The following is a 26,974-nucleotide window of genomic DNA, read 5'->3' as shown; positions in this document are numbered from 1 at the left end:
AACAGTAGTCAAGCCCAGCACGGACGCGTCTCTTCCCGGTACTTTCCATGTCTCTACGTAATATGAATATCGCGCCGCGGGCGTTCCTCGGGTTTGCCCTGATCGGCGCCCTGATGCTGGCCCTGGGGGTGTTTGCCCTGACCCAGATGAGCAACATTCGATCGTCCGGCCAAAACATCGCCGAGAACAGCGTGCCCAGCATCAAGGCCCTGGATGAATTCACCCAGCTCACTCTGCGCCTGCGGGTGCTGTCCTATCGTTTGCTGACCAACCGCGAACCGGACATCCAGCAGAAAACCTATGAGCTGTTCGAGCAACGCAACCAACAGATCCGCGCCGCCCAGACGGCCTACGAAAAACTCATCAGCGCCCCGGAAGAACGGGCCGCCTACGATCAATATGTGCAACTGCTGGGTCAGTACCGTCAGCTCGAAGAGCGGATGAAAACCCTGTCGCGCGGTAATCAGATCGAGGAACTGCGGGCATTGCTCAACACCGAACTGCTGAGCAACTCCGAAGCCGTCAACGCAGTCCTTGGCCGCCTGTTGGACATCAATAACCGCCAAGCCGAGGCTTTCAACCAGAACGCGGAGCAACAATATTCGAAAGCGTTCAATCTGGTCGTCGCGCTGCTGGTCATCGCCACCGGCCTGACCCTGCTGTTCGCCTGGCTGCTGACCAACAGCATTACCAAACCGATTGCCAACGCCCTGGACGCCGCCGAGGAAATCGCCAAGGGCAACCTGACCCGGCCGATTACCGTCGACGGCAGCGACGAGGCTGGTCGCCTGCTGCGGGCAATGTCGACCATGCAGGAAAAACTGCGCGACACCCTGCAGCGGATCTCCGGTTCAGCCACTCAACTGGCTTCCGCCGCCGAAGAACTCAACAGTGTCACCGATGAAAGCGCCCGCGGCCTGACCCAGCAGAACAACGAAATCGAACAGGCCGCCACCGCAGTCAACGAAATGACCAGCGCCGTGGAAGAAGTGGCGCGCAATGCGGTCAGCACCTCCGAAGCGTCGAAAAACGCCACCACTTCCGCTGGTGACGGTCGTGATTTGGTGCAGGAAACCGTCAGCGCCATCGAACGCATGAGCGCCGACGTGCAAAGCACCGCAGCATTGATCGGCAACCTGGCCGATGAGTCCCGTGACATTGGCAAGGTGCTGGACGTGATTCGCGGCCTCGCCGACCAGACCAACCTGCTGGCGCTGAACGCCGCCATCGAAGCGGCCCGTGCTGGTGAAGCCGGTCGCGGTTTTGCCGTGGTGGCGGACGAAGTACGCGCCCTGGCTCACCGCACCCAGCAGTCGACCAGCGAGATCGAGCGCATGATCGGCAGCATCCAGAGCGGCACCGAACACGCCGTGGATTCGATGCGCAACAGCACCGAACGTGCCGAGTCGACCCTGAATATCGCTCGCGGTGCAGGTATGTCCCTGGACACGATCAACAGCGCCATCGTCGAGATCAACGAGCGCAACCTGGTGATCGCCAGCGCCGCCGAAGAACAAGCCCAGGTAGCCCGTGAAGTGGACCGCAACCTGGTGAACATCCGCGACCTTTCAGTGCAATCGGCCACCGGTGCCAACCAGACCAGCGCCGCCAGCGCCGAACTGTCGCGCCTGGCTGTGGACCTGAACAGCATGGTTGGGCGGTTCAGCCTTTAAGCCCCATCTCTGATCTGATCGTTCCCACGCTCTGCGTGGAACGATCAGCTACCCACTCTCCCAACCTTTTTTGACAGCATCACATTTCAACAGGTTAGAATCGCTGGCACGCAGACTGCATGGTCAGTCTGTGCCCGCCCTTCAGTTTTCCCGGAGTAACGCCTTTGACTGCAACGACCATCAACAGCCTGTTCTTGATCGGCGCGTTGCTGGTAGGTGCGAGCATTCTGGTCAGTTCTCTTTCGTCCCGCCTGGGCATCCCGATTCTGGTGATTATCCTGGCCGTGGGCATGGTGGCCGGTGTCGACGGCGCCGGTATTCTTTTCGATAACTACGCCACGGCTTACCTGGTGGGCAACCTTGCACTGGCGGTCATCCTGCTGGACGGCGGCTTGCGCACGCGGGTCTCGAGTTTTCGCGTGGCCTTGTGGCCGGCGCTGTCGCTGGCCACGATCGGGGTATTGATCACCACCGGGCTGACCGGATTGGCGGCGGCATGGCTGTTCAACCTGAACCTGATCCAGGGCCTGCTGATCGGCGCGATCGTCGGCTCGACCGATGCCGCGGCAGTGTTCTCGCTGCTGGGCGGCAAGGGCTTGAATGAACGGGTCAGCGCCACTCTCGAGATCGAGTCCGGCAGCAACGACCCCATGGCGGTGTTCCTCACCGTGACCCTGATCGGCATGCTCGCCAGTGGCGAAACCGGCCTGCACTGGAGCCTGCTGGGCCATCTGGTGCGCGAGTTCGGCATCGGCGCGGTGATCGGCCTGGGCGGTGGCTGGCTGATGCTGCAACTGGTCAATCGCATCAACCTGGCCAACGGCCTGTACCCGATCCTCGTCATCAGCGGCGGCCTGGCCGTGTTCGCCTTGACCAACGCCCTGCACGGCAGCGGCTTCCTCGCGGTGTACCTGTGCGGCCTGGTGATCGGCAACCGTCCGGTGCGCAGCCGCCACGGCATCCTGCACATGCTCGACGGCATGGCCTGGCTGGCGCAGATCGGCATGTTCCTGGTGCTGGGGCTGCTGGTCACGCCCCATGACCTGCTGCCCATCGCCCTGCCCGCCCTGGGCCTGGCATTGTGGATGATTCTGTTTGCCCGCCCGCTGTCGGTCATGGTCGGCCTGTTGCCGTTCAAGGCTTTCCACGGTCGCGAAAAGGCGTTCATTTCCTGGGTCGGCCTGCGCGGCGCTGTACCGATCATCCTGGCGGTGTTCCCGTTGATGGCCGGCCTGCCCCATGCCCAGCTCTATTTCAACCTGGCGTTCTTTATCGTGCTGGTTTCGCTGCTGGTGCAGGGCACAAGCCTGCCATGGGTCGCCAAGTTGCTGCACGTGACCGTCCCGCCCGAGCCCCTGCCGATTTCCCGGGCCGCGCTGGAAGTCCACGTCACCAGTGAGTGGGAGCTGTTCATCTATCGCCTCGGTGCGGAAAAATGGTGCATCGGCTCGCCCTTGCGAGACCTGAAAATGCCCGACGGCACGCGCATCGCGGCGCTGTTTCGTGGCCAGCAATTGCTCCATCCGTCGGGTAGTACCGTGCTGGAAGTCGATGATTTGCTGTGTGTTATCGGCCATGAACACGATTTACCGGCCCTGGGAAAACTGTTCAGCCAAGCGCCGCAACGGGGCCTGGATCTGCGCTTCTTCGGCGACTTCGTACTCGAAGGAGATGCCCAGCTGGCCGCGGTTGCGGCGCTGTACGGGCTGCAACTGGACGGTATCGATCCCGACATGTCCCTGGGCCGCTTCATCGCCCAGAAAGTCGGTGGCGCACCGGTAGTCGGTGACCAGGTGGAATGGAACAACACCCTGTGGACCGTCGCGGTCATGGACGGGAACAAGATCGGCAAAGTGGGCGTCAGATTCCCCGAAGGAAGTCGCCCGGGTCCCGGCTTGTTCCTCTAAACTGCTCCCACTCTCACTTGCTTGACCGGTCTCTATGCCTACCCTGCGCTCCTTTTTCGCCATCGCCCTGCTGGGCCTGAGTCTTTCCATCTGCTCGCTGCAAGCCGCTGAACCGCTCACCAGCGCCTCGGTAGAGGCCAGCCTGGACAAGATTGCCGACCGCAAACTGCCGGAAGCCGAGCAGAAAGCCTTGCAGGCAGTGCTGCAAAACACCCTGACGCAGCTCAACAACAAGGCCGACTACGAACAGAAGCTGCTCGCGCTCAAGCAGCAGTTGGCAACCGCTCCCAAGCAGAACATCGAAAACCAGCGCGAGCTGGCGCGGCTCAAGGGCAGCACGGTGGTGCCGGTTGCGCAACGTTACGCCAACCTGCCGATTCCCCAGCTCGAGCAGATGCTGACGGATCGCTCCACCCAGCAGGGTGATCTGCAAAAAGCCCTGGCCGATGCCAACAGCCTGGTCATCACCGCCCAAACCCGCCCCGAGCGCGCCCAGGCGGAAATTTCCAACAGCCAGACCCGCATCCAACAGATCAACGCCACACTCAAGGCCGGCAGGGACGCCGGCAAGACCCTGAGCAGCGAACAACGCGACCAGCTCACCGCCGAACTGGCAGCACTCAATGCGCTGATTCCACTACGCCGCCAGGAACTGGCCGGCAACAGCCAGTTGCAAGACCTGGGCAACGGCCAGCACGACTTGCTGATGGAAAAAATCGCCCGCACGGAGCAGGAAATCCAGGACCTGCAAAACCTGATCAACCAGAAGCGCCTGGCCCAGTCCCAGGAGACGGTGACGCAGCAGTCCATCGAAGCCCAGAAGGCTGGCGGCAGCAGCCTGCTGGCGACCGAAAGTGCGGCCAACCTGAAGCTCTCCGATTACCTGCTCAAGAGCACCGACCGTCTCAACGAGGTCACCCAGCAGAACCTGCAAACCAAGCAACTGCTGGACAGCGTCACCCAGACCGACGCCGCCCTGGACGAGCAGATCAGCGTGCTAAAGGGCAGCCTGCTGCTCTCCAAGATCCTCTACAAGCAACGCCAGACCCTGCCACGCTTGAAGCTGGACCAGAACCTGGCCGACCAGATCGCCGACATCCGCCTGTACCAGTTCGAAGTCAGCCAACAGCGCGAGTTGCTGAACAATCCAAGCGCCTATGTCGACAACCTGCTGGCCTCCCAGCCGTCGGAGCAAGCCACACCGCAACTGCGCAAGACCCTGCTGGACCTGGCACTGACCCGCGTCGACCTGCTGGAACGCCTGAACCGCGAATTGAGCGCAGTGCTCAACGAATCCATCACCTTGCAGCTCAACCAGAAACAACTGCTCAGCACCGCCCAAAACCTGCGCGAAACCCTTGAAGAACAGATGTTCTGGATCCCCAGCAACAAACCGCTGGATTTCGAATGGATGCGCAGCGTGCCAGTGCGCCTGGAGAAACAGGTCGACTCACTGCCCTGGGCTTCGAGCCTCAGTGAACTGGCCGATGGCCTGACCCAACGGCCGCTGCTGTTCCTGCCCTTGGCACTGCTGATCGGGGCGCTGCTGTGGCGGCGCAAGAGTCTCTATGCCCGGCTGAACAAGGTTCACCAGGACGTTGGCCACTTCAAGCGCGACAGCCAGTGGCACACGCCCCAGGCAATCCTGATCAATATCCTTTTGGCGATGCCGTTGGCGTTGGCCCTGGCGCTGTGCGGCTACGCCTTGCAGATCGACGCCCGTGGCCAGAACGCCAACCTCGGCGCGGCGCTGCTGCAAATCGGCCAGGCCTGGCTGGTGTTCTACACCGCCTATCGCGTACTGGCCCCAGGCGGCGTGGCCGAATTGCATTTCCGTTGGGAGAAACCCCAAGTCGAATTCCTGCAGGGATGGATCCGTCGCCTCGGGCTGGTGGTACTGGCGCTCGTGGCCGTGGTGGCCGTGGCCGAACTGCAACCCTCGGCCCTGGCCGATGACGTGCTCGGCATGCCGGTGGTGCTGACCTGCTACGCCCTGATGGCGTGGCTGCTCAGTCGCCTGCTGCTCAGCAGCCCGACGCACCAGAACACCTCGCTGTTTCGCAAGGCCGTCGGGGTGATGTTCACGGCCCTGCCGATCGCGCTGTTCGTGGCCGTGTGCTTTGGCTACTACTACACCGCGCTGAAACTCAGCGACCGGCTGATCAACACTTTGTACCTGCTGATGTTCTGGCTGGTGATCGAAGCTACCTTCGTGCGCGGTCTGTCGGTCGCGGCACGGCGCCTGGCCTACCAGCGCGCCCTGGCCAAGCGTCAGGCGGCCAAGGAAGCCGGCGACGGCGAAGCGGTGATCGAAGAACCGACGCTGGACATCGAGAAGGTCAACGAACAGTCCCTGCGCCTGATCCGCCTGGCCCTGCTCGGTGGCTTCATCGCCGCGCTGTATTGGGTCTGGTCGGACCTGATCAGCGTGTTCTCGTACCTGGACAACATCACCCTATACGAATACACCAGCGGTACCGGCGCCAACATGAGCATGGTGCCCATCAGCATCGGTGACATGCTCGGCGCGCTGATCATCATCGGCATCACCTTCGCCCTGGCGCGCAACCTGCCGGGCCTGCTGGAAGTGTTCGTACTGTCGAAACTGAACCTGGCCCAGGGCAGCGCCTATGCCACCACCACATTGCTGTCTTATGTGATTGCTGGCGTCGGCTTCGTCACCACCCTGTCCACCCTCGGCGTGAGCTGGGACAAACTGCAATGGTTGGTGGCCGCGCTGTCGGTGGGCCTGGGCTTCGGCATGCAGGAGATCTTCGCCAACTTCATCTCCGGGATCATGATCCTGTTCGAGCGCCCGGTGCGGATCGGCGACACCATCACCATCGGCAACCTGTCGGGCACGGTCAGCAAGATCCGCATTCGCGCGACCACCATCACCGACTTCGACCGCAAGGACATCATTGTCCCGAACAAGACCTTCATCACCGGGCAGTTGATCAACTGGTCGCTGACCGACACCGTGACCCGGGTGACCCTGAAACTGGGCGTGGACTACGGCTCGGACCTGGATCGGGTGCGCGAACTGCTGCTCAAGGCCGCCCGCGAGAACCCGCGGGTGTTGAAGGAACCGGAACCGATCGTGTATTTCCTGAATTTCGGTGAAAGCACCCTGGACCATGAGCTGCGCATGCACGTACGCGACCTCGGTGACCGCAACCCGGTGCTGGATGAGATCAACCGCTTCATCAACCGTGAATTCAAGAAGGAGCACATCAACATCTCCTTCCGACAAATGGAAATCTATCTGAAGAACCTGCAGGGCCAGGAATACAAACTGGTGCCCGCCGAGCCTGATAAAAAAACCGTCACGCCCGTGCCCTCGACCGTAGCCAACATCAAACCGGTGCCCGAGCCGCCGCAAGACACACTCGACTGATCGCGGGATGCCTTGCAGGCATCGCGCCGGAGACGGCCATGAAAACGCTGGAAACGTTGACCTTCGATAACCGCTTCGCCCGCCTGGGCGACGGTTTATCGACCCACGTGCTGCCCGAGCCCATCGACAATCCACGACTGGTCGTCGCCAGCCCGGCCGCGATGGCTTTGCTGGACCTGGACCCAAGCGAAGCCCAGGCACCGCTGTTTGCCGAGATCTTTGGCGGCCACAAGTTGTGGGCCGAAACCGAGCCGCGGGCGATGGTGTATTCGGGGCACCAGTTCGGTCACTACAACCCGCAACTGGGCGATGGCCGCGGGTTACTGTTGGGCGAGGTGTACAACGAGGCCGGCGAGCACTGGGACTTGCACCTCAAGGGTGCCGGCCAGACACCGTTTTCACGGATGGGCGACGGGCGGGCGGTTCTGCGCTCTTCGATTCGCGAATTCCTCGCTTCTGAAGCGCTGCACGCCCTGGGCATCCCCACCACTCGCGCGTTGTGCGTAATCGGTTCGGACACCCCGGTATGGCGCGAAAAGCAGGAGCGCGCCGCCATGGTGCTGCGCCTGGCGCCCAGCCATGTGCGCTTCGGGCATTTTGAATATTTCTACTACACCAAGAAACCCGAGCTGCATGCCGCCCTCGCCGAGCACGTGTTGAACCTGCACTTCGCCGAGTGCCGTGAACAACCGGAACCGTACCTGGCGATGTTCCGCGAAATCGTCGAGCGCAACGCCGAGCTGATTGCCAAATGGCAAGCCTACGGTTTCTGTCACGGCGTGATGAACACCGACAACATGTCGATCCTGGGCATCACCTTCGACTTCGGGCCGTTCGCCTTCCTCGACGATTTTGACGCCAACTTCATCTGCAACCACTCCGATGACCAGGGCCGCTACTCGTTCAGCAACCAGGTGCCCATCGGCCAGTGGAACCTCAGCGCCCTGGCCCAGGCCTTGACGCCGTTCATCAGCGTCGAAGCCCTGCGCGAAACCCTTGGCCTGTACCTGCCGCTGTTCCAGGCCCACTACCTGGACCTGATGCGCCGCCGCCTCGGCCTGACCCGCGCCGAAGAAGATGACCAGAAACTGGTGGAGCGCCTGCTGCAACTGATGCAGAACAGCGGCGTCGACTACAGCCTGTTTTTCCGCCGGCTGGGCGATCAATCCCCCGAACAAGCCGTCGCCATCCTTCGCGATGACTTCGTCGACCTCAAGGGTTTCGACGCCTGGGGCGAGCTGTACATTGCCCGCGTCAGCCGCGAGGACGTTGTCGATCAGGACCAGCGCCGCACCCGCATGCACGCCGTCAACCCGCTGTACGTGCTGCGCAACTACCTCGCGCAGAAAGCCATCGACGCTGCCGAGTCAGGCGACTACGAAGAAGTCCGTCGCTTGCACACGGTGCTGAGCAACCCATTCGAAGAACAACCGGGCATGGACAGCTACGCGCAACGTCCGCCGGAGTGGGGCAAGCATCTGGAGATCAGTTGTTCGTCGTAACGTTCAGGTTTGCCTGAACGACAGTCATCGCGAGCAAGCTCGCTCCCACAGGGATTGGGTGTTGTCGCAAATATCGCGGCCACACAGTTCCCCAATGTGGGAGCGAGCTTGCTCGCGATGGCGATCTTCAATTCACCACAGACTTCTCAGTCCAACGCTTGAACATCAAGCCAATCCACTCCCTGTAACAGTCAGCGTGTTTATTCCGATGTAGGACCATTCAGGACCAGGCTACGCCGCCTTGCGCCGTTACCTACAACTGCGCCAGAATCCGCCGGTTTGTGCGCCTTGGGGTCGGGCTTTATCGTTTCCTGGTCGCTGAAAATCAGCGATCGGGTTTAGCGATCCGACTCAACACAGACGCAACAATGCCCAGTCTCGATTGCAGTCTTTTACGTCTGCAACTCGCTTAATGGTGGCTGTGCGTGGGAGACCTTCTGGTCTACCCGGGGTTTCTGTGACCCGGATCGCTAACCTGCGTACAGCCGCCACCTTTACTTGTTTAGCGATAGGTCGTGGTGGCTCAACCAATCACGGAGATTCACCATGTTCAAAGCAACCCCCAACCCGCCAGATACCGATCCAACCCACCCAAACTCAAAAGAATTCGACGAAACGGCCGAGCGCGTCCTCGACTGCTACCTCAACCCCAAACCCAGCAAACCCGAGGCTGATCCCAGCCAACTGTTCACCGTCGTCAATGGCGTCGACACCGAAACCCTGCTCGCCAACCTTAGCGAAAACCTAGCCTCGGCCAACGCCATGGTTAGCGACCTGGCCTTCGACCTGAAAGGCTCCAGGCGGCACGTAGCCATGGGCATTCAGCAGTTGATCGAACTGAGCAGCTTATTGGCGAACCGCGCACTGGACAACGTCGAGCCCCGCCAGTCGACATAGCGCCTCCCCCTGTGGCGCGGGAGCAAGCTCCCTCGCCGCAGTTAGTGCGCCGCGCCAAGCCATCAAATAAAGGTCTCAACCGATACGCCGAAGCGCTCCGCCAACCAGCGGATCTGCCTTAAATTGAGCTGGCGCTTGCCGCTCAATATCTCCGATACCACCGACTGGGTGCCTATGCCCGGCAAATCGCTCTGGCTCAAACCGTGTTCGCGCATCAGATAACGAAGCGCCTCAACGCCAGTGGCCTTGGGCATTGGCCGGTGTTGATGATCCCAGGCCTCGATCCATTCACCGATGATGTCCACCAGGCTCATCAGGGGATGGGCTTCGTCTTCGCCAACCCGCTCCAACAACTCATCGAGAGCTGCAACCAACCGGTCGTAGTCCTCCTCGTTCCTGGGTTTGCGCAGCAAGGGCGACACAAACTCCCAATGGGCGGCGACTTGTTCGATCAGTGCACTCATCCCCGTTCCTCCTTCCACTTGCCTCTGTCGTATTCCTGATGATCCAGCAAGAATTTGATGTACAAGCGCTGAGGTCGGTAGCGAACCACAGCGATCAGTCGCAACTTATTGCCACCAATATCGAACACATGTAGCGGGCCGACCTTGTCGGTTGCGGGAAAAATAGATTTCATCGCAGCGAAGTCAGCCGGGCTGTTGCGTTTGATAAGCCGATACCATTGATCCAGCGAATTGGCGCAGTGAGGCCATTTTTCCTTGGCCTCCCAAATGCGTTTCTCGGTAATCACATGCATGCAACATCCTTATCGCATTTTGCTATGGAGGAGTTAAACACAGATCCAGCCCATCGCAAATTGCGATATAGCCGAATAAGACAGATGGTCGCCCAAGTGCTTTTTTAGCCTAGTGACTCAAGGCTTCAGGCTTCGGCAAAAAATGTGAGCGGATGTGAGCCCTGCTCAACCTACCTTATCGTTCCCCTGCTCAGGCGTCTCGATGCCCGGTTCTGTCTCGGTCCCCTCTTCGCCAGCCGGTTTGCTCGGCGGCTTTTTCTCGGGATAACCAGGCAGGCCACGGGCGTCTTCGGGGGTCAGCTCATCCCGTTCGTGGCGACGATCAATGGCGTAGGGCGGGGCGGCGTTGGGGTCTTCATCGCGGCCGGCGGTGCCGAGGACGAAGCCGTCGTCATTGGGGTTGTCCACTGCCTGGGGAGTGGTTGGGTCTTGAGGATGGCTCATGGGACCTCCTGAGGTTGCAAACAGGTACGTCGTGTCTTTTTTGAGGCCATGACACCTTTTCAGTGCGGCGCACCTGATGAATGGCAGCCTTGAGTGCAAGCTCCACAATGGGATTGGAGTACGAGTGGGAGAGCCTGGCCAGCTGTCAGGCCGCCTTCGCGAGCAAGCTTTGCTCCCACAGGTCCAGCTCAAACAGCTCTGATTGGTGTACACCGCCCGCAAGAACCAGGCCGGCTGTCAGGCCGCCTCGCGTTGGACGTAGATTTTGGCGCCCCGTTAACCACGATGGCCGAACGCAGGCATTGTGGAGTGGGCATCCCGGCATGGATGCCGGGATAGCCGCGCTGGGCCATGGATGGCCCTTCGCGGCGGGCCCACGGAGCAATGCCGGAGTGAGGGCACACCGAGCCTAGGCGAGGTGCCGAGTGGTGGGGCAAAAGCGTTTTGCTTACTTTTGCGCTTCTCAAAAGTGAGCCGCCGTCAGGGCGGAACCCTAAGTGGCCGTTACCGCAGAAATGGATATGTACCCGGTCCCCCCGACCAACTATCAGGCCACCATCGCAAGCAAGCCCACACAAAGGAAATACGCTGGCATAGCTGCCTCCACGCTACGCCATATCACTCTGGCTGAACTCCTCGGCCAGAAAATCAATCAACGTGCGCACCGACGGCAGCAACCCGCGCCGCGAGGCGAAGATCGCATGGACGATCCCGCACTTGGGCGTCCAGCCCGGTACCAGTTCCACCAGCCGCCCAGCGGCCAGGTCTTCGCGCACCACCACCGCGGGCAGGTGGGCGATACCGATGCCCGCCAGCACGGCGTGACGCAGGGCCAGCAGGTCATCGGTGACCATGCGCGGTTCATGGCGGATCAGCGCGCGGGTGCCGTCCGGGCCGAACAATTCCCACTGATATTCGCGCTGCGCCGCGCCCCAGTGCACGCTCGGCAAACCGTTGAGGTCCGCCGGGGAGGCGGGTGAAGACAAGCGCTCGCGGTAAACCGGGCTGCCCACCAGGCATTGGGTGCTGTTGCCCAGGACTTTCATGACCATGTCGGTGTTTTCCAGTGGCGGAAAGCGCACCCGCAACGCGATATCGAAACCCTCATGGATCAGGTCGACCCGGCGGTTGGTGCTCTCGATGAACAACTCCACCCGCGGGAACTTGAGCATGTAGCGGGTCAGCATCGGCCCGACCCAGCTGTTGAGCAACGCTGTCGGGCAACTGATGCGCACCAGCCCCTGGGGTTCGGAGCGGTTGCGTTCGATCACTTCGGCCGCGCTCTCAGCCTCGACCCGCATCGCCAGGCAGCGCTGGTAGTAGGCCTGGCCGATCTCCGTCAACGAGCAATGACGACTGGTGCGATGGATCAACCGCACCCCAAGGCGCTCTTCCAGTTGGGCGATCCGCCGGCTGAGCTTCGACTTGGGCATGTCCAGCGCCCGGCCGGCAGCGGCGAAACCGCCGTGCTCGACCACCTGGGTGAAGTAGTAAAGCGTGTTGAGGTCTTCGATGATCGTTCTCCAAATAGAACGCTAAGGCTGATTTTCGCAGTCTAGCGCATCAAAGGTGCCAGTTTTAATCTACACCCATCGAAACGCAACACGGATTGACGCCGGAGCGCTTCGACCGGATGAGTCACCGATCAATCGCTACACCGACATTAAAAACCTTAACCACGCCGAAATCTTCGGCAACCAAAACTTAATGAGGGCTACGCCATGACTACTTCCTACAACCGTCTCGACAAAGATAACGCCGCCGTTCTGCTGGTGGACCATCAGGCTGGCCTGCTGTCCCTGGTGCGTGACATCGACCCGGACCGCTTCAAGAACAACGTGCTGGCCCTGGCCGACCTGGCCAAATACTTCAAGTTGCCAACCATCCTCACCACCAGCTTCGAAACCGGCCCCAACGGCCCGCTGATGCCAGAACTCAAGACCCTGTTCCCGGACGCGCCGTACATCGCCCGTCCCGGCCAGATCAACGCCTGGGACAACGAAGATTTCGTCAAGGCGATCAAGGCCACCGGCAAGAAGCAGCTGATCATCGCCGGCGTCGTCACTGAAGTCTGCGTGGCCTTCCCGGCCCTGTCGGCCCTGGCCGAAGGTTTCGAGGTGTTCGTGGTCACCGATGCCTCCGGTACCTTCAACGAGCTGACCCGTCAATCGGCCTGGGACCGCATGTCTTCCTCGGGTGCGCAACTGATGACCTGGTTCGGCCTGGCTTGCGAACTGCACCGCGACTGGCGCAACGATGTGGAAGGGCTGGCGACCTTGTTCTCCAACCACATCCCGGACTACCGCAACCTGATGACCAGCTACAACACGCTGACCAACGCTAAATAAGCGACCCTGTGGGAGCGAGCTTGCTCGCGATAGCAGTCTGATAGTCGATGCATCATTGACTGGTAGACCGCAATCGCGAGCAAGCTCGCTCCCACAGGTTTTTGCGGTGGTTTCTATATAGTGTTCAATCTATATCGATGATTTTTTCTGGAGACTGACCTGATGCTGATCCCCTGCCCCCACTGCAACGGGCTCAACCGCATCCCCGCCGAACGCCTGGGCGACCAGCCCAAGTGCGGGCGCTGCAAGGCCCAGGTGCTATTGAACAAGCCGTTCGAACTCAAGCAAGGCGACTACGCCAGCCAGATCAAGGGCGACCTGCCGCTGCTGGTGGATGTCTGGGCCGATTGGTGCGGGCCCTGCAAGGCCTTCGCGCCCGTGTTCGAACAGGCCGCCGCGCAACTGACGGGCAAATGCCGGATGGCCAAGCTCGACAGCGAGGCCAATCAACAGTTATCGGCGCAGTTGGGGATCCGCTCGATTCCCAGCCTGATCCTGTTCAAGGACGGTCGGGAAGTCGCGCGCCAGAGCGGGGCGTTGCCGTTGCCGCAGTTGATGGGTTGGTTGCGTAGCCAGGGGATTTGAATCAAAGCACTCATGTGGGAGCGAGCTTGCTCGCGATAGCAGTCTGATAGTCGATGCATCATTGACTGGTAGACCGCAATCGCGAGCAAGCTCGCTCCCACAGTAGATCCCGATCAATCAGGCGCCTTCGAGCAACCCATGCAACTCCACGAACTGCTGGGTCAGCTTGTGCCGCGGGTCCAGGTGAATCAACGGCAGGCTGGCCTGGTGGGATTCGCGCATGCGCACCGAGCTGCTCAGGTACACCGGCAATACCGGCAAGCCTTCGGCAATCAATTCGTCGAGGATCTGCTGCGGCAGGCTGGCGCGGGCCTGGAACTGGTTGACCACGATGCCTTCGACTTCCAAGCCTTCGTTATGGTCGTCCTTGAGCTCTTCGATTTCCGCCAGCAACCCATACAGCGCCTGTCGGGAGAAGCTGTCACAGTCGAAGGGGATCAGCACCCGGTCGGCGGCGATCAACGCTGAAACCGCATAGAAATTCAGCGCTGGCGGGGTATCCAGATAGATCCGATCGTAATCCTCTTCCAGCTCTTCAAGCAGTTTGCGCAGCTTGTTGATCTTGTGCTTGGCCTCAAGCTTGGGCTGCAGATCCGTCAGTTCAGCGGTGGCGGTAATGACGTGCAGGTTGTCGAACGGCGTTTCGTAGATATCCACCTTGTTCTTTTTCGAAAAGGGCCCGGATGACAGGGTTTGCTTGAAGAAGTCGGCAATTCCCATGGGAATGTCATCGCCGGTCAGGCCCGTCAGGTATTGCGTGGAGTTGGCCTGGGCATCCAGGTCCACCAACAGCGTGCGATACCCCTCGCTGGCGCTGACCGCCGCCAGATTGCAGGCGATGCTGGATTTGCCCACGCCACCTTTCTGATTGAACACCACACGCCGCATGTCAAAACCTCCGTGTATCAAAGATTCCCGAGTGTAGTTGGCCGCGATGCCGCTTAGCTACCTTCTGCGTAGAAGGACTACGGCAACAGTGGCTTTTCCAACAATCGAAGCGTCAATTCGCCCGGAAAAGACAGAAAGAACCGACAGACAGGCCGGCAATGATCGCGACAATAATTCGCGACTGGACCAAGCCGTACATTTCGTTGGGCAAAATGTAACCAGTATTTGCTACAAGCCAATCGCACCGGGATAATGCGCGCCACTTGGGTCGCAAGACCATGCAGGGTTGGACGCGGGTCAAACCACTGAGCCGTGACAATAAAAGCCCGCAGGGGTGGGATGAATTTTGTGATCAATTTCAATATCGCCCAATGGCGCGCGTGGGCCCCTGGGCTCGAAAGCGTGGACGACTGGCAGGCCTGGAGCCGACAGCCGGTCGTGTTGCCGCTCAGCGATGCCGCCCCTGACGTATCGTTTCTGCCGGCCATGCAACGCCGACGCCTCAGCCGCCTGGCGCGGATGGCCTTCAGTGTTGGCTGGCCACTGGCCGAGGGCCTGCCAGACCTACCGTTGGTCTTTATTTCCCGCCATGGCGAAACCCCGCGCACTTTCGAGATTCTCAAGGACCTGGCGGCCGACCAACCCTTGTCGCCTACCCAATTCAGCCTGTCGGTGCATAACGCGGTAATCGGCCTATGGTCGATCATGCGCGGCGAAACCAGCGAGATGACCGCCCTGGCCGCCACTGGCGACGGGCTGGAGCACGGCGTGCTGGAAGCTGCCGCACTGTTGAGCGAAGGCGCACCGGCCGTGCTGCTGGTGATCACCGAAGAACAACCACCACACGTGTATGCCCCCTGGGTCAACGATGTCCCCTTTCCCTATGCGGTGGGCCTGCTGCTGACCCCGGGCAATGACTGGCAATTGGACCTGTGCGCGGCGGCTGGCCAAATGCCTGGTAGCGACTGGCCCCATGCCCTGGATCTGTTGCGTACGCTGCTGGACAACGCAACCACCTGCCAACATGCCTGGAAGAATCGTGTATGGACCTGGCAACGCAGCCGATGACCGGTAAACATCGCGACGCCTATTACTGGCGCCTGTTCGCGACCGCCGCAAGCTTTGCCCTGTTCGGGCTCGGCGGGCTGTGCCTGCGCTTGCTGGTGTTTCCGTTGCTGGCCTGGCTGCCCGGCGATGCCCAAGCCCATCGACAACGGGCCCGTCGTACGGTCGGACGGCTGTTCTGGTTTTTTATCCGGTTCATGGCCCGCACCGGTGTGCTCACCTATCAGATCGACGGTGCCGAAAAACTCGGCCGCCCCGGGCAGATGATCATCGCCAACCACCCGTCGCTGATCGACGTGGTGTTCCTGATCGGGCTGGTGCCCGACGCCAACTGTGTGGTCAAGCAAAGCCTGTGGGACAACCCCTTTACCCGCGGGCCGCTGCGCTCGACCCAATACATCAGCAACGACGGCAGCATGGACATGCTCGATGCCGCCAGCGATGCCCTGCAAGACGGCCAGAGCCTGATCGTGTTTCCCGAAGGTACGCGCACCCAACCCGGCCATGCACCAGCCTTTCATCGGGGCGCGGCGGCCATTGCCCTGCGCGGTGCGAAAATCCTCACCCCCGTCACCATCAAGGTCTGCCCCACCACCCTGACCAAGGCCGAACCCTGGTATCGCATCCCCCATCGCCGCGTGCACTTCAGTTTTCATGTGGGGGCCGATATAGATCCACAGGCCTTTGCCGCGCTCGGCCCGCCACCTCAGGCTTCGCGCCGGCTCAACGATTTTTTGCATCACTATTTCATCAAGGAGCTCGCCGAAGATGAGCGATCTGCACCGTGACACCAAACAGCTGATCATCGATATCAAACAGTTGATCATCGATGCCCTAGGCCTGGAGGACATCGACATCGACGACATCGGCGACCACCAGACCCTGTTCGGCGAAGGCCTGGGCCTGGACTCGGTGGATGCCCTGGAGCTAGGCCTGGCCATCCAGAAGGAGTACGGCATCAAGATAGATGCCGACGCCAAGGACACCCGTAACCATTTCAGCAATGTGGCAAGCCTTGCGGCCTTCGTCACTGCAAAACGCCCCTGAGACCGGACCATGCAAACTCGTGACGACATTTTCAATACCCTGCGCGATGCTCTGGTCGAGCTTTTCGAACTGGCCCCTGAACGCGTAACGCTGGAATCGAACCTGTACCAGGACCTGGAAATCGACAGCATCGACGCGGTCGACCTGATCGACCACATCAAGCGTCAGACCGGCAAGAAAATCGCCGCTGAAGAATTCAAGTCAGTGCGTACCGTCAATGACGTGGTCGAGGCGGTCTATCGACTGGTCCAACCGGCCGCATGAGCCGGCTGATTGGCCTGGGCCTGCTGCTGGCGGGCCTGCTGTACCCCTTTGCGGTGTATTTCGGCATGGAGCATTTCGCCCCGTGGCAGTTCGGCCTGCTACTGGGTAGCCTGTGGCTGGCCCGGGCATTGCTCGGCAAGGGCGGGCCCGGCAGCCGCTGGATGGCGGCCACGGCCATCGTGTTTTGCCTGCTGCTGGCGCTGTTCGACAGCCCGCTCCTGCTGCGCTGGTATCCGGTGCTGATCAGCGCCTTCATGCTCGGGCTGTTCGTCCTGAGCCTGAAGTATGGCCCGCCGATGATCGAACGCCTGGCCCGCCTGCGCGAACCGCAGCTGCCGGCCAAGGCGGTGGTGTACACCCGCCAGGTCACAGTGGCCTGGAGTGTGTTTTTCCTGTGTAACGGTTTGCTCGCCGCCGCCCTGACCCTGTGGGCGCCGCTGAGCTGGTGGATGTTGTACACCGGCCTGATTTCCTACGGATTGATGGGGCTGCTGTTTGCCATTGAATGGCTCATACGACAACGGGTAAGAGGCCGCCCATGAATTGGATAACACTTGAGCAGATGTTGCTCGGGGCTGAGCCGGAGCGCGCTATTACCGTCGATCCGGCGCTGGACCATTCGCAGTTGTGCGACGATGCGTTGCGCCTGGCCGCCGGCCTGCAAGCCCGGGGCGTACGGCGGGTGGCCGTGCACCTGGAAGACGCGGCCGAGTTGGCCGCAGCCCTGCTGGGCGCCTGGCGCGCCGGGGCCAGTGTGCTACTGCCGGCCGATTTGCAAGCGCAAACCCGCCAGCGCTGGTCGGCGGAGGTCGACCTGTGGCTGACCGACCAGCCCGCAGACACTCAGCCTGGCGACTTGCGCCTGGCCCCACTGGACGCCGCCGAACTGGACCTCGACCACTGCTGGCTGAGCCTGTGCACCTCCGGCTCCAGCGGCGAGCCCAAGCGCATCGAGAAAAACCTGCGCCAGTTGAGTAACGAAGTCCACGCCTTGGAGCAGTTGTGGGGCGCCGACCTGGGCCCGGCCTGCATGATCGGCAGCGTCGCCACCCAGCACATCTACGGCCTGCTGTTCCGAGTGCTGTGGCCACTGTGCGCCGGGCGGGCGTTCGTGCGGCGGCAGTTGGCCTTCCCGGAGGACCTGCAGCGCGCCAGCCGCGAGTACCCGGCCTTCGCCTGGGTCGCCAGCCCGGCGCTGCTCAAGCGCATGGGCGACAACCTCGATTGGCCGGCCTTGAGCAGCGTGCGCCGGGTGTTTTCCTCCGGTGGCGCCTTGCCGGCCGAGGCCGCCCAAAGCCTGCAACAGCGCTTGGGGCAATGGCCGACGGAGATTTTCGGCAGTTCGGAAACCGGCGGCATTGCCTGGCGCCAAGGCACCGAACCGTGGCAACCGTTTACCGGTGTCGAGTTGAGCCAGGACCGCGACGGTGCCTTGCTGATCGCTTCACCTTACTTGCCGGCCGGCCATGTGGAACACACCGCCGACGCAGCGCGAATCGCCGCGGACGGACGTTTCGAGTTACTCGGACGCTTGGACCGTATCGTCAAGCTCGAAGAAAAACGCATTTCCCTGCCGATGTTGGAACAGGCGCTGGTGGCTCATGACTGGGTCAGCGAAGCGCGGCTGGGGGTAGTGCAGGAGAAGCGCGCCTCCCTTGGCGCACTGCTGGTGCTGAGCGAAAACGGCTTGCACGCCTTGCGCAACCTGGGCCGGCGCGCCGTTACCGAAGGCCTGCGCAAGCACCTGAGCGAGCATTGCGAAACCCTCGCCCTGCCTCGACGCTGGCGCTGGCTGCGGCAGTTACCGCTCAACGCCCAGGGCAAGTTGCCCCAGGCCGAAGTCGAAGCCCTGCTGATGTCGCCGCGTCCCAAGGCCCCCGAAGTGCTGGACCAAGTCGAAACCAACGGTGAATGGAGCTTGCAACTGGTCGTTCCGCCTGACCTGGCGTACTTCAGCGGCCATTTCCCCACCGCACCGGTGCTGCCCGGCGTGGTGCAAGTCGATTGGGCCATGAGCCTGGGCCGACAACTGCTGGACTTGCCGCCCCGGTTCGTCGGTATGGAAGTGCTGAAGTTCCAGCAACTGGTTCGCCCCGGCGATGAAATCCAACTGCACCTGCGCTTCGACCGTGAGCGCGGCAAGCTGTATTTCGCCTATCGCAATGACACGGCGGCCTGTTCCAGTGGGCGAATTGTGTTGGGGGTGGCCGATGACTAACCGCACCGCTGCACTCCAGTGGCGAAGGAATTTATCCCCGCTGGGTTGCGCAGCAACCCCAAATTCTGTGCAACGACACAGACCGATGGTGAGCGCTTCGCACTCGAGTGGGACGATGCGACGTTTCGCTAAATCCCCTCGCCACAATAAATGGGCGGCAGGTGAAAAATATGCATAACCCCTGCGCCGTCATCCCGGTCTACAACCACGAAACAGCCATCACGGCGGTGGTCCAGGCGTTGCTCGCCAACGGCCTGCCCTGTGTGCTGGTAGACGACGCCAGCAGCCCCGCCTGCGCGACCGTGCTGGAGCAATTGGCCGAAGACGAGCAGGTTCATCTGATCAGGCTGGCCGTCAACCAGGGCAAGGGCGGCGCGGTGATGACCGGCTTAAGGGAGGCTTCGCGCCTGGGTTTCAGCCACGCCTTGCAGGTGGACGCCGACGGGCAGCACGACCTTGGCGACGTGAAAACCTTCATCGAGCAATCCCGTGCCCACCCGGACGCGGTGATCTGTGGTTATCCGCACTACGACGCCAGCGTGCCGAAAGGCCGTCTGTACGCGCGCTACCTGACGCACGTCATGGTCTGGATCAACAGCCTGTCCCTGCAAATCCGCGACTCCATGTGTGGCTTTCGGGTCTATCCCTTGCCACCGACCCTGGCGCTGATCGACTCGGCGAACATCGGCAAACGCATGGACTTCGACTCCGACATCCTCGTACGCCTGGCTTGGCGCAATCAACCGATGCGCTGGCTGCACACCCGGGTTCATTACCCCCAGGACGGTGTCTCGCACTTTCGCCTGTTCCACGACAACGTGCTGATTTCCAGCATGCACACCCGGTTGTTCTTCGGCATGCTGGTGCGTTCTCCCATGATTCTCTGGCGACGGTGGCGGGCATGAGCCTTCAGGCAGATAAGCAACACTGGGCCGACCGCCAGGAACGCGGCAGTTTCTGGCTGATGAAATTCACCGCGTTCGCCGCCAAGGTGCTGGGCCGCCGTTTACTCAGCCCACTGCTGTACGGCATCGTCCTGTATTTCTTCGTTTTCGGTCGCAGTGCCCGGCAGGCCGCCTGGCAATACCAGCAACGCCTGGCCGACTGGAGCGAGCGCCCCGAGCTACGTCCGACCCACCGGCGGGTGTTCGGCCAGTTCATGGCGTTTGCCGACTCCCTGCTGGACAAGCTCGATGTCTGGAACGGCAAGCTGAGCATCGAACAGATCGAAATCGTCGACAAGGCGCTGCTGCGCAATCACTTGCGTGACACCCGCGGGCAGATGCTGGTGGGCGCACACCTGGGCAACCTGGAGATGTGCCGGGCCCTGGCCGAGCTGGGCGAGAAAGTGACCATGAACGTGCTGGTGCACACCAAGCACGCCGAGCAGTTCAATCGCCTGCTGGGCGAAGCCGGTGCCACGCACCTGCGGCTGATCCAGGTCAGCGAGCTGGACCCGCTGATCATGTTGCAACTGAGCGAACGCCTGGAGCGCGGCGAGTGGCTGGCAATCGCCGGCGACCGCGTGCCGCTGCACGGCGGGCGCAGTGTGACCGTGGACTTCATGGGCCATCGCGCCGCATTTCCCCAAGGGCCGTGGCTGCTGGCCGGCCTGCTGAAATGCCCGGTCAACCTGCTGATGTGCCTCAAGCACGAGGGACGCTATCGAGTCACCCTCGAGCCCTTCGCCGATGCCGTGGCGTGGAAACGCACCGACCGCGAGCAAGTGATCGCCCTCTGGGCCGGCCGCTACGCCGAACGCCTGGCGCAGTATTGCCTCCAGGCGCCGCAACAGTGGTTCAACTTTTACCCTTTCTGGAAGACCGATGACGAAGCCCACTCTTGAGCCGGTAACCTTCGGCGAACGCCCCTTGCGCATCGAAGATGTCTTGGCCCTGGCCAACCGTCAGGCGCCGACACAGTTGCAGGATGACCCGGCGTTCCGCCAGCGCATCGCCAAGGGTGCGCAATTCCTCGACTCTTTGCTGGACAAGGAAGGCGTGATCTACGGCGTAACCACCGGTTACGGCGATTCCTGCGTGGTGGCCGTGCCATTGCACCACGTCGAAGCCCTGCCACGTCACTTGTATACGTTCCACGGCTGCGGCCTGGGCAAGCTGCTGGACGCCCAGGCCACCCGTGCAGTGCTGGCGGCGCGTTTGCAGTCGCTGTGCCACGGCGTGTCCGGGGTACGGGTGGAGTTGCTGGAACGCCTGCAGGCCTTTCTCGAACACGACATCCTGCCGCTGATCCCGGAAGAAGGTTCAGTGGGTGCCAGCGGCGACCTGACGCCGCTGTCCTACGTCGCCGCGACCCTGTCCGGCGAACGGGACGTGATGTTCCGTGGCGAACGCCGTCTGGCCGCCGATGTGCACCGCGAGCTGGGCTGGACCCCGTTGGTGCTGCGACCCAAGGAAGCCCTGGCGCTGATGAACGGCACCGCCGTGATGACCGGCCTGGCCTGCCTGGCCTTCGCCCGCGCGGACTACCTGCTGCAGCTGGCGACCCGCATCACCGCGCTCAACGTCGTCGCCCTGCAAGGCAATCCGGAACACTTCGACGAACGCTTGTTCGCCGCCAAGCCACACCCAGGGCAGATGCAAGTTGCCGCGTGGCTGCGCCAGGACCTGGCGATCGACGCCCCGACCGCGCCGCTGCATCGCCTGCAGGATCGCTATTCCCTGCGCTGCGCACCCCATGTGCTCGGCGTGCTGGCCGACAGCCTGAACTGGCTGCGTTCGTTCATCGAAACCGAACTCAACAGCGCCAACGACAACCCGATCATCGACGCCGAAGCCGAGCGGGTGCTGCACGGTGGGCATTTCTACGGCGGGCATATCGCCTTCGCCATGGACAGCCTGAAGAACCTGGTGGCCAACGTCGCCGACTTGCTGGATCGGCAACTCGCGCTGCTGGTGGACGAGCGTTACAACCATGGCCTGCCGAGCAACCTGTCCGGCGCCAGCGCCGACCGGGCAATGCTCAACCATGGTTTCAAGGCCGTGCAGATCGGCACCAGCGCCTGGACCGCCGAAGCCCTGAAAAACACCATGCCGGCCAGCGTGTTCTCACGCTCCACCGAATGCCACAACCAGGACAAGGTGAGCATGGGCACCATCGCCGCCCGGGATGCGATCCGCGTGCTGGAGCTGACCGAACAAGTGGCCGCCGCGACGCTACTGGCCGCCAACCAGGGCGTGTGGCTGCGCAGCCGTGCTGAAGACGCGCGACCACTGCCGCCGGCCCTGGCCGCCATGCGCGAACAACTGGCCGAGGACTTCCCACCGGTGATCGAAGACCGTGCCCTGGAAGGCGAACTGCGCCTGTGCCTGCAGCGCATCGCCGCACAACACTGGAGGCTGCATGCGCAGTAAGGGAGTCCTGCACGTCGACACCCGGATCGAGGTGCCGTTTTTCGACGTCGATTCGATGAACGTGGTCTGGCACGGTCATTACGTCAAATACCTGGAAGTGGCCCGCTGCGCCTTGCTCGACCTGATCGGCCACAACTACAACGACATGCTCGAGTCCGGCCATGCGTGGCCAATCATCGACCTGCAACTGCGCTACGTACGCAGCGCCGTGTTCGGCCAGACCCTGACCGTGCGCGCCAGCCTGGTGGAATGGGAAAACCGGCTGAAGATCAACTACCTGATCAGCGACGCGGCAACCGGCGAACGCCTGACCCGCGCCAGCTCCGTGCAGGTGGCCGTGGACATGGCCAGCCGGGAAATGCTGCTGGCCTCGCCCCGGGTGTTTGTCGATGCCGTCGAAAGGAAGCTGCCATGAAGCGCCTGTCAGCCTGGCTGCTGTTGTGCTGCCTGTCGCCCCTGGCCCAGGCCTTCGACCTGCAACAGCTGAGTGAGCAACTGGCCCGCCCGGACGTGATCCACGGGCAGTTCATTCAGGAAAAACACCTGCGCGCCCTGCCCCAGCCCCTCACCAGCAAGGGCCGTTTTGTCCTGGCGAAAAACCACGGCCTGCTCTGGCTGCTGCAAACCCCGCTGCAACAGGACTACCGCATCACCGCGCAAGGCATCGCCCGGCGCGATGGCAACGCCTGGCAAATGCTGCCGAACAAGAGCGCCGGCGCCGAGCAGAACCGTCTGTTCCTGGCGGTGTTACAAGGCGACAGCAGTGGCTTGCAACGGGATTTCGAACTGAGCCTGTCCGGTGAGCCGCAACAATGGAAGCTCACCCTGACACCGCGCTCGGTGCTGCTCAAACAGGTCTTCAACCAGATCAACATCGACGGCGGCGAACTGGTGCAGCGCATTGAACTGCTGGAAACCCAGGGCGACAGCACCGTGCTGCGCATGCAGGACGCTACCAGCACGCAACCCTTGAGCGAAGCGGAGCAACATGATTTTGCCGAGTGAGCGGATGTTGCCACGCCTGTTCCTGATCCTGCTGCTGGCAGTGCTGGCACTCGCCGGTTGGCAATGGCGCAACGGTGCGCCACTGTCGGTCAACCTCATGGAACTGGTGCCGGGTACGTCTCCCGATGCCCTGGAACTGATCGCTGAACAACGCATGCAGGAGCCGCTCAATCGCGAGGTGCTCGTGCTGGTCGGTCACACGGATCGCCAGCAAGCCATTGCCCTGGCGCAGAACCTGGGCGAGCAGTGGCAGGCCAGCGGCCTGTTCGACAAAGTCCAGTGGACGTTGCAGGCTGACCTGCCAGCCCTGCGCAGGCAATTGCTTGACGGTCGGCTGGCGATGCTCTCGACGGCAGACCGGCAGCAATTGATCGACCAGCCCGAGGCGTTCATCCAACAACGGGTACAGGCCCTGTTCGATCCGTTCAGCGGCTTCAGCCTGGTGCCGAGCCAGGACGACTGGCTGGGGCTGACCGGACGCATCCAGAACAGCCAGCCGCAACGCGGCGCGATACAACTGGACGTGGGCAGCGGGGCGTTGATCGCCGAAGCCGACGGCAAACATTGGGTGATGCTGCGGGCCCGCACCCATGGCAACGCTTTCGACATGAACCTGCCACTGCAAGTGGCCGAGTTGCTGCAACATAGCCGTGATCAGGCCGGCCAGGCCCAAGGTCAACTGCTGGCGGCCAGTGGCCTGCTGTACGCCGCCAGCGGCCAGCAACAGGCATCGCGGGAAATCACCTGGGTCGGCGGTGGGGCGACAGTCGGTATTCTGTTGCTGTTGTTACTGGCCTTCCGACGCCTGCGGGTGTGGCTGGCGTTCGTGCCCGTATTGGTGGGCATGCTGTTCGGCGCGGTGGCCTGCGTGGCCCTGTTTGGCCGCATGCATGTCATGACCCTGGTGTTGGGTTCCAGCCTGATCGGCGTGGCCGTGGATTACCCGCTGCACTACCTGTCCAAGAGCTGGAGCCTCAAGCCGTGGCGCAGTTGGCCGGCCTTGCGCCTGACCCTGCCGGGGCTGAGCCTGAGCCTTGTGACCACCTGCATCGGTTACCTGGCCCTGGCTTGGACGCCTTTCCCGGCCCTGACCCAGATCGCGATATTTTCCGCTGCCGGCCTGCTCGGCGCCTACCTGAGCGCGGTCTGCCTGCTGCCGGCGCTGCTCAAGGGCGCAGAGCTGCGTCCGGCGCAATGGCCGCTCAAGGTCTGCCAATACCTGCTCAAGGCCCGCGAAGCTCTGCTCAAACGAGTGCGCACGCCGGTCCTGCTGGCGTTGCTGCTGACGTTCTGCGCGGGCGGGCTCTGGCACCTGACCACGAAAAACGACATCCGCCAGTGGATCGGCACGCCCCAGCACCTGACCGATGAAGCCCGCGATGTCGCCCGCATCACCGGTTTCCAGCCCACCAGCCAGTTCTTCCTGATCCGTGCCGATAACCAGCCACAGCTGCTGGAGCGCCAGACCGCCCTCAACGAACGCCTGGATCAGTTGATCGGCCTGGAAAAACTCCAGGGCTACCTGTCGCTGAACCAATTGGTCAGCCCGCCGGCCGAACAGCAGAAAGTGCGCGAGGCCCTGGCCCGGCTGCCAACGTTCTGGCAGCCGCTGCTGGACCTGGGCGTCCCGGTCGCAGCCCTGCAAGGGGAGCTGGCGCAGTTACAGGCCCTGCCGGTGACCGACATTGACGCCGCGCTGAGCGGTCCGTTGGCCGAGCCGTATCGCACACTCTGGCTCGGCCCGACGGCGCAAGGCGTGGCGGCGGTGATCAGCTTGCAAGGTTTGAACGATGCGGCGCTGCTGCGGGTGCAGGCGGTGGATCTGCCCGGTGTCCAACTGGTGGATCGCCTGGGGGACTTGAACCGGGTGTTTGCCGCTACGCAGATCAGCGCCGCCGAGTTGAAACTGGCGTCCTGCGCGCTGATCGTGCTGGTGTTGATCTGGCCATTCGGCGTCGGCGGTGCCTTGCGCATCGTCGCCCTGCCGCTGCTGGCCGCGCTGTGCAGCCTGGCGAGCCTCGGCTGGCTGGGGCAGCCGTTGACGCTGTTCAGCCTGTTCGGCCTGTTGTTGGTGACGGCCATCGGCGTCGACTACGCGATCCTGATGCGTGAGCAGATCGGCGGCGCGGCGGTGAGCCTGCTGGGCACGTTGCTGGCGGCGATCACCACCTGGCTGTCGTTCGGCCTGCTGGCGCTGTCCAGCACACCGGCGGTGAGTAATTTCGGCCTGGCGGTGAGCCTGGGGCTGGCGTTCAGTTTCATGCTGGCGCCGTGGGCCGGGCACCAGGAACACCCCATATCCGCTCAAGGACAAGACCCACGATGACTATGGATATTCGAGGAATTCCAATGCCTGTTACTGAAACGGAATATCGCCAGGTCGTCATCATCGGCGCCGGCCCTTCCGGCGCCATCGCGGCCGCACTGCTCAAGCGCAAGGGCCACGATGTACTGGTCATCGAGCGTCAGCATTTCCCACGGTTCTCTATCGGCGAAAGCCTGTTGTCCCATTGCCTGGACTTCGTCGAAGAGGCCGGCATGCTCGACGCGGTGAACGCCGCCGGATTCCAGCGCAAGAACGGTGCGGCGTTCGCCTGGGGCGAGCGCTACAGCGCCTTCGACTTCGGCGACACCTTCAGCAACGGCAAGCCCACGACCTTCCAGGTGCAGCGCGCGGACTTCGACAAGTTGCTGGCCGATCAGGCGGCGCTGCAAGGTGTGGAGATCCGCTATGGCCAAGCCATTGCCAGCGTCGATTTCGATGCACCGAAACCCCGACTGGGCGTGCAACGCGAGGACGGCAGCGAGTACCGGGTCGAGGCCGATTTCGTGCTCGACGCCAGCGGCTACGGGCGAGTCTTGCCGCGCCTGCTGGACCTTGAGGCACCGTCGAATTTTCCGGTACGCCAAGCGGTGTTCACCCACATTGAAGATCGCATCGACGCTGCGACCTTCGACCGCGAAAAGATCCTCATCACCACCCACCCGAGCAAGCGCGACGTGTGGTTCTGGACCATTCCGTTCAGCGACGGACGTTGCTCGGTGGGCGTGGTCGCCGCCGCGGAACATTTCGCCGGCCGCACCGACGACCTAGACGCCTGCCTGCGCGGTTTCATCGACGAAACCCCAAGCCTGGCCGGAGTGCTGCAGAACGCGGTGTGGGATACCCCGGCGCGGACCATTGGTGGCTACTCGGCCAACGTCAAGACCCTGCACGGCCCTGGCTTCGCCCTGCTGGGCAACGCCGCGGAATTCCTCGACCCGGTGTTCTCCTCCGGTGTGACCATCGCCATGCGCTCGGCGAGCATGGCCGCCGACGTGCTGCATCGCCAGCTGCAAGGCGAGAGCGTGGACTGGCAGAGCGAGTTCGCCGAACCGCTCAAGCGCGGCGTCGATACCTTCCGCTGCTACGTCGAGGGCTGGTACGCCGGCACGTTCCAGGACGTGATTTTCTACACCGAAGGCTCGGACGACATTCGGCGCATGATCAGCTCGATCCTGGCCGGCTATGCCTGGGATCAGCGCAACCCGTTCGTCAGCGAACCCAAGCGGCGCCTGCGCATGCTCTCGGAAATCTGCGCGAGCCCGGCACCATGAGTCTGC

25 protein-coding genes are annotated in these 26,974 nt (G+C 62.3%); 20 read left to right on the top strand and 5 right to left on the bottom strand.

All coding sequences use genetic code 11. From position 1 onward, the window contains the following. Positions 1-47 precede the first annotated feature (47 nt). From J9870_RS02300 to J9870_RS02280, 5 genes are all read left to right on the top strand, one after another. Entirely contained in the window at positions 48-1,673 is a 1,626-nt protein-coding gene (locus J9870_RS02300; RefSeq protein WP_210642524.1) for a methyl-accepting chemotaxis protein, read from the top strand. 164 nt (positions 1,674-1,837) lie between these two features. Continuing rightward, complete coding sequence (locus J9870_RS02295; protein ID WP_210642523.1) at positions 1,838-3,580, top strand: potassium/proton antiporter; 1,743 nt, start codon at positions 1,838-1,840, stop codon at positions 3,578-3,580. Between the two features lie 34 nt (positions 3,581-3,614). Continuing rightward, positions 3,615-6,977: a mechanosensitive channel MscK gene (gene mscK / locus J9870_RS02290; RefSeq protein ID WP_210642522.1), complete on the top strand. Its 3,363-nt coding sequence runs from the start codon at positions 3,615-3,617 to the stop codon at positions 6,975-6,977. 38 nt (positions 6,978-7,015) lie between these two features. Then, positions 7,016-8,479 carry a protein adenylyltransferase SelO gene (selO, locus tag J9870_RS02285; RefSeq protein ID WP_210642521.1) on the top strand — a complete coding sequence of 488 codons (1,464 nt, stop codon included), beginning with the start codon at positions 7,016-7,018 and terminating at the stop codon, positions 8,477-8,479. 546 nt (positions 8,480-9,025) lie between these two features. Next, a complete protein-coding gene (locus J9870_RS02280; protein ID WP_210642520.1) occupies positions 9,026-9,376 on the top strand; it encodes a DUF6124 family protein in 351 nt (116 codons plus the stop codon). Between the two features lie 62 nt (positions 9,377-9,438). Here the strand turns inward: J9870_RS02280 and J9870_RS02275 are convergent, their stop codons facing one another. The 4 genes from J9870_RS02275 to J9870_RS02260 form a co-directional block, all read right to left on the bottom strand. Next, complete coding sequence (locus tag J9870_RS02275) at positions 9,439-9,840, bottom strand: helix-turn-helix domain-containing protein (protein WP_210642519.1); 402 nt, start codon at positions 9,838-9,840, stop codon at positions 9,439-9,441. Beyond that, on the bottom strand, positions 9,837-10,133 hold the full coding sequence (locus tag J9870_RS02270) for a type II toxin-antitoxin system HigB family toxin (protein ID WP_210642518.1): 297 nt from the start codon (positions 10,131-10,133) through the stop codon (positions 9,837-9,839). Before J9870_RS02270 ends, J9870_RS02275 begins: the two co-directional genes overlap by 4 nt. Before the next feature lie 165 nt (positions 10,134-10,298). Then, positions 10,299-10,577: a hypothetical protein gene (locus J9870_RS02265; RefSeq protein ID WP_210642517.1), complete on the bottom strand. Its 279-nt coding sequence runs from the start codon at positions 10,575-10,577 to the stop codon at positions 10,299-10,301. A gap of 608 nt (positions 10,578-11,185) precedes the next feature. Beyond that, positions 11,186-12,091: a LysR family transcriptional regulator gene (locus J9870_RS02260; protein ID WP_210645076.1), complete on the bottom strand. Its 906-nt coding sequence runs from the start codon at positions 12,089-12,091 to the stop codon at positions 11,186-11,188. Between the two features lie 207 nt (positions 12,092-12,298). Here J9870_RS02260 and ycaC point away from each other — a divergent pair, with 207 nt between their 5' ends. Together ycaC and trxC are read left to right on the top strand one after the other, a co-directional pair. Then, a complete protein-coding gene (gene ycaC, locus J9870_RS02255; protein WP_109752086.1) occupies positions 12,299-12,925 on the top strand; it encodes an isochorismate family cysteine hydrolase YcaC in 627 nt (208 codons plus the stop codon). Positions 12,926-13,087: 162 nt separating this feature from the next. Beyond that, entirely contained in the window at positions 13,088-13,510 is a 423-nt protein-coding gene (trxC, locus tag J9870_RS02250) for a thioredoxin TrxC (protein ID WP_210642516.1), read from the top strand. Positions 13,511-13,627: 117 nt separating this feature from the next. Here the strand turns inward: trxC and J9870_RS02245 are convergent, their stop codons facing one another. Continuing rightward, positions 13,628-14,398 carry a ParA family protein gene (locus J9870_RS02245; protein ID WP_210642515.1) on the bottom strand — a complete coding sequence of 257 codons (771 nt, stop codon included), beginning with the start codon at positions 14,396-14,398 and terminating at the stop codon, positions 13,628-13,630. A 339-nt stretch (positions 14,399-14,737) separates the two neighbouring features. Between J9870_RS02245 and J9870_RS02240 the strand changes: the two genes are divergently transcribed. From J9870_RS02240 to J9870_RS02180, 13 genes are all read left to right on the top strand, one after another. Then, the gene (locus J9870_RS02240; protein ID WP_210642514.1) at positions 14,738-15,466 is read left to right on the top strand and encodes a beta-ketoacyl synthase chain length factor; all 729 of its coding nucleotides are present in this window, start codon (positions 14,738-14,740) and stop codon (positions 15,464-15,466) included. After that, positions 15,442-16,251, top strand: a complete 810-nt coding sequence (locus J9870_RS02235; protein WP_210642513.1) for a lysophospholipid acyltransferase family protein — start codon at positions 15,442-15,444, stop codon at positions 16,249-16,251. The genes J9870_RS02240 and J9870_RS02235 overlap by 25 nt, the downstream gene beginning before the upstream one ends. After that, positions 16,232-16,510 (top strand): phosphopantetheine-binding protein, encoded by a 279-nt coding sequence (locus J9870_RS02230; protein ID WP_210642512.1) that lies wholly within the window; start codon positions 16,232-16,234, stop codon positions 16,508-16,510. Before J9870_RS02235 ends, J9870_RS02230 begins: the two co-directional genes overlap by 20 nt. Before the next feature lie 9 nt (positions 16,511-16,519). Continuing rightward, on the top strand, positions 16,520-16,774 hold the full coding sequence (locus J9870_RS02225) for an acyl carrier protein (protein WP_134922557.1): 255 nt from the start codon (positions 16,520-16,522) through the stop codon (positions 16,772-16,774). Next, a complete protein-coding gene (locus J9870_RS02220) occupies positions 16,771-17,316 on the top strand; it encodes a hypothetical protein (protein WP_210642511.1) in 546 nt (181 codons plus the stop codon). Before J9870_RS02225 ends, J9870_RS02220 begins: the two co-directional genes overlap by 4 nt. Next, positions 17,313-18,992, top strand: a complete 1,680-nt coding sequence (locus tag J9870_RS02215; protein ID WP_210642510.1) for an AMP-binding protein — start codon at positions 17,313-17,315, stop codon at positions 18,990-18,992. The genes J9870_RS02220 and J9870_RS02215 overlap by 4 nt, the downstream gene beginning before the upstream one ends. Before the next feature lie 170 nt (positions 18,993-19,162). Beyond that, complete coding sequence (locus tag J9870_RS02210; RefSeq protein WP_210642509.1) at positions 19,163-19,897, top strand: glycosyltransferase family 2 protein; 735 nt, start codon at positions 19,163-19,165, stop codon at positions 19,895-19,897. Then, positions 19,894-20,838, top strand: a complete 945-nt coding sequence (locus tag J9870_RS02205) for a glycosyl transferase (protein WP_210642508.1) — start codon at positions 19,894-19,896, stop codon at positions 20,836-20,838. The genes J9870_RS02210 and J9870_RS02205 overlap by 4 nt, the downstream gene beginning before the upstream one ends. After that, positions 20,819-22,366, top strand: coding sequence for an aromatic amino acid ammonia-lyase (locus tag J9870_RS02200; protein ID WP_210642507.1), 1,548 nt, complete (start codon positions 20,819-20,821; stop codon positions 22,364-22,366). Before J9870_RS02205 ends, J9870_RS02200 begins: the two co-directional genes overlap by 20 nt. Next, entirely contained in the window at positions 22,356-22,781 is a 426-nt protein-coding gene (locus J9870_RS02195; RefSeq protein ID WP_210642506.1) for an acyl-CoA thioesterase, read from the top strand. The genes J9870_RS02200 and J9870_RS02195 overlap by 11 nt, the downstream gene beginning before the upstream one ends. Beyond that, positions 22,778-23,371, top strand: coding sequence for an outer membrane lipoprotein carrier protein LolA (locus tag J9870_RS02190; RefSeq protein ID WP_210642505.1), 594 nt, complete (start codon positions 22,778-22,780; stop codon positions 23,369-23,371). The genes J9870_RS02195 and J9870_RS02190 overlap by 4 nt, the downstream gene beginning before the upstream one ends. Then, positions 23,355-25,697, top strand: a complete 2,343-nt coding sequence (locus tag J9870_RS02185; RefSeq protein WP_210642504.1) for a hypothetical protein — start codon at positions 23,355-23,357, stop codon at positions 25,695-25,697. Before J9870_RS02190 ends, J9870_RS02185 begins: the two co-directional genes overlap by 17 nt. 23 nt (positions 25,698-25,720) lie before the next feature. Beyond that, complete coding sequence (locus tag J9870_RS02180; RefSeq protein WP_210642503.1) at positions 25,721-26,968, top strand: NAD(P)/FAD-dependent oxidoreductase; 1,248 nt, start codon at positions 25,721-25,723, stop codon at positions 26,966-26,968. The last annotated feature ends 6 nt before the right edge of the window (positions 26,969-26,974 follow it).

This window comes from Pseudomonas sp. Tri1, assembly GCF_017968885.1.
In the GTDB taxonomy this organism is placed as follows: Bacteria; Pseudomonadota; Gammaproteobacteria; order Pseudomonadales; family Pseudomonadaceae; genus Aquipseudomonas.
Note: the sequence above shows the minus strand (reverse complement) of the source record. Positions and strands in the feature narration are given on the sequence as shown.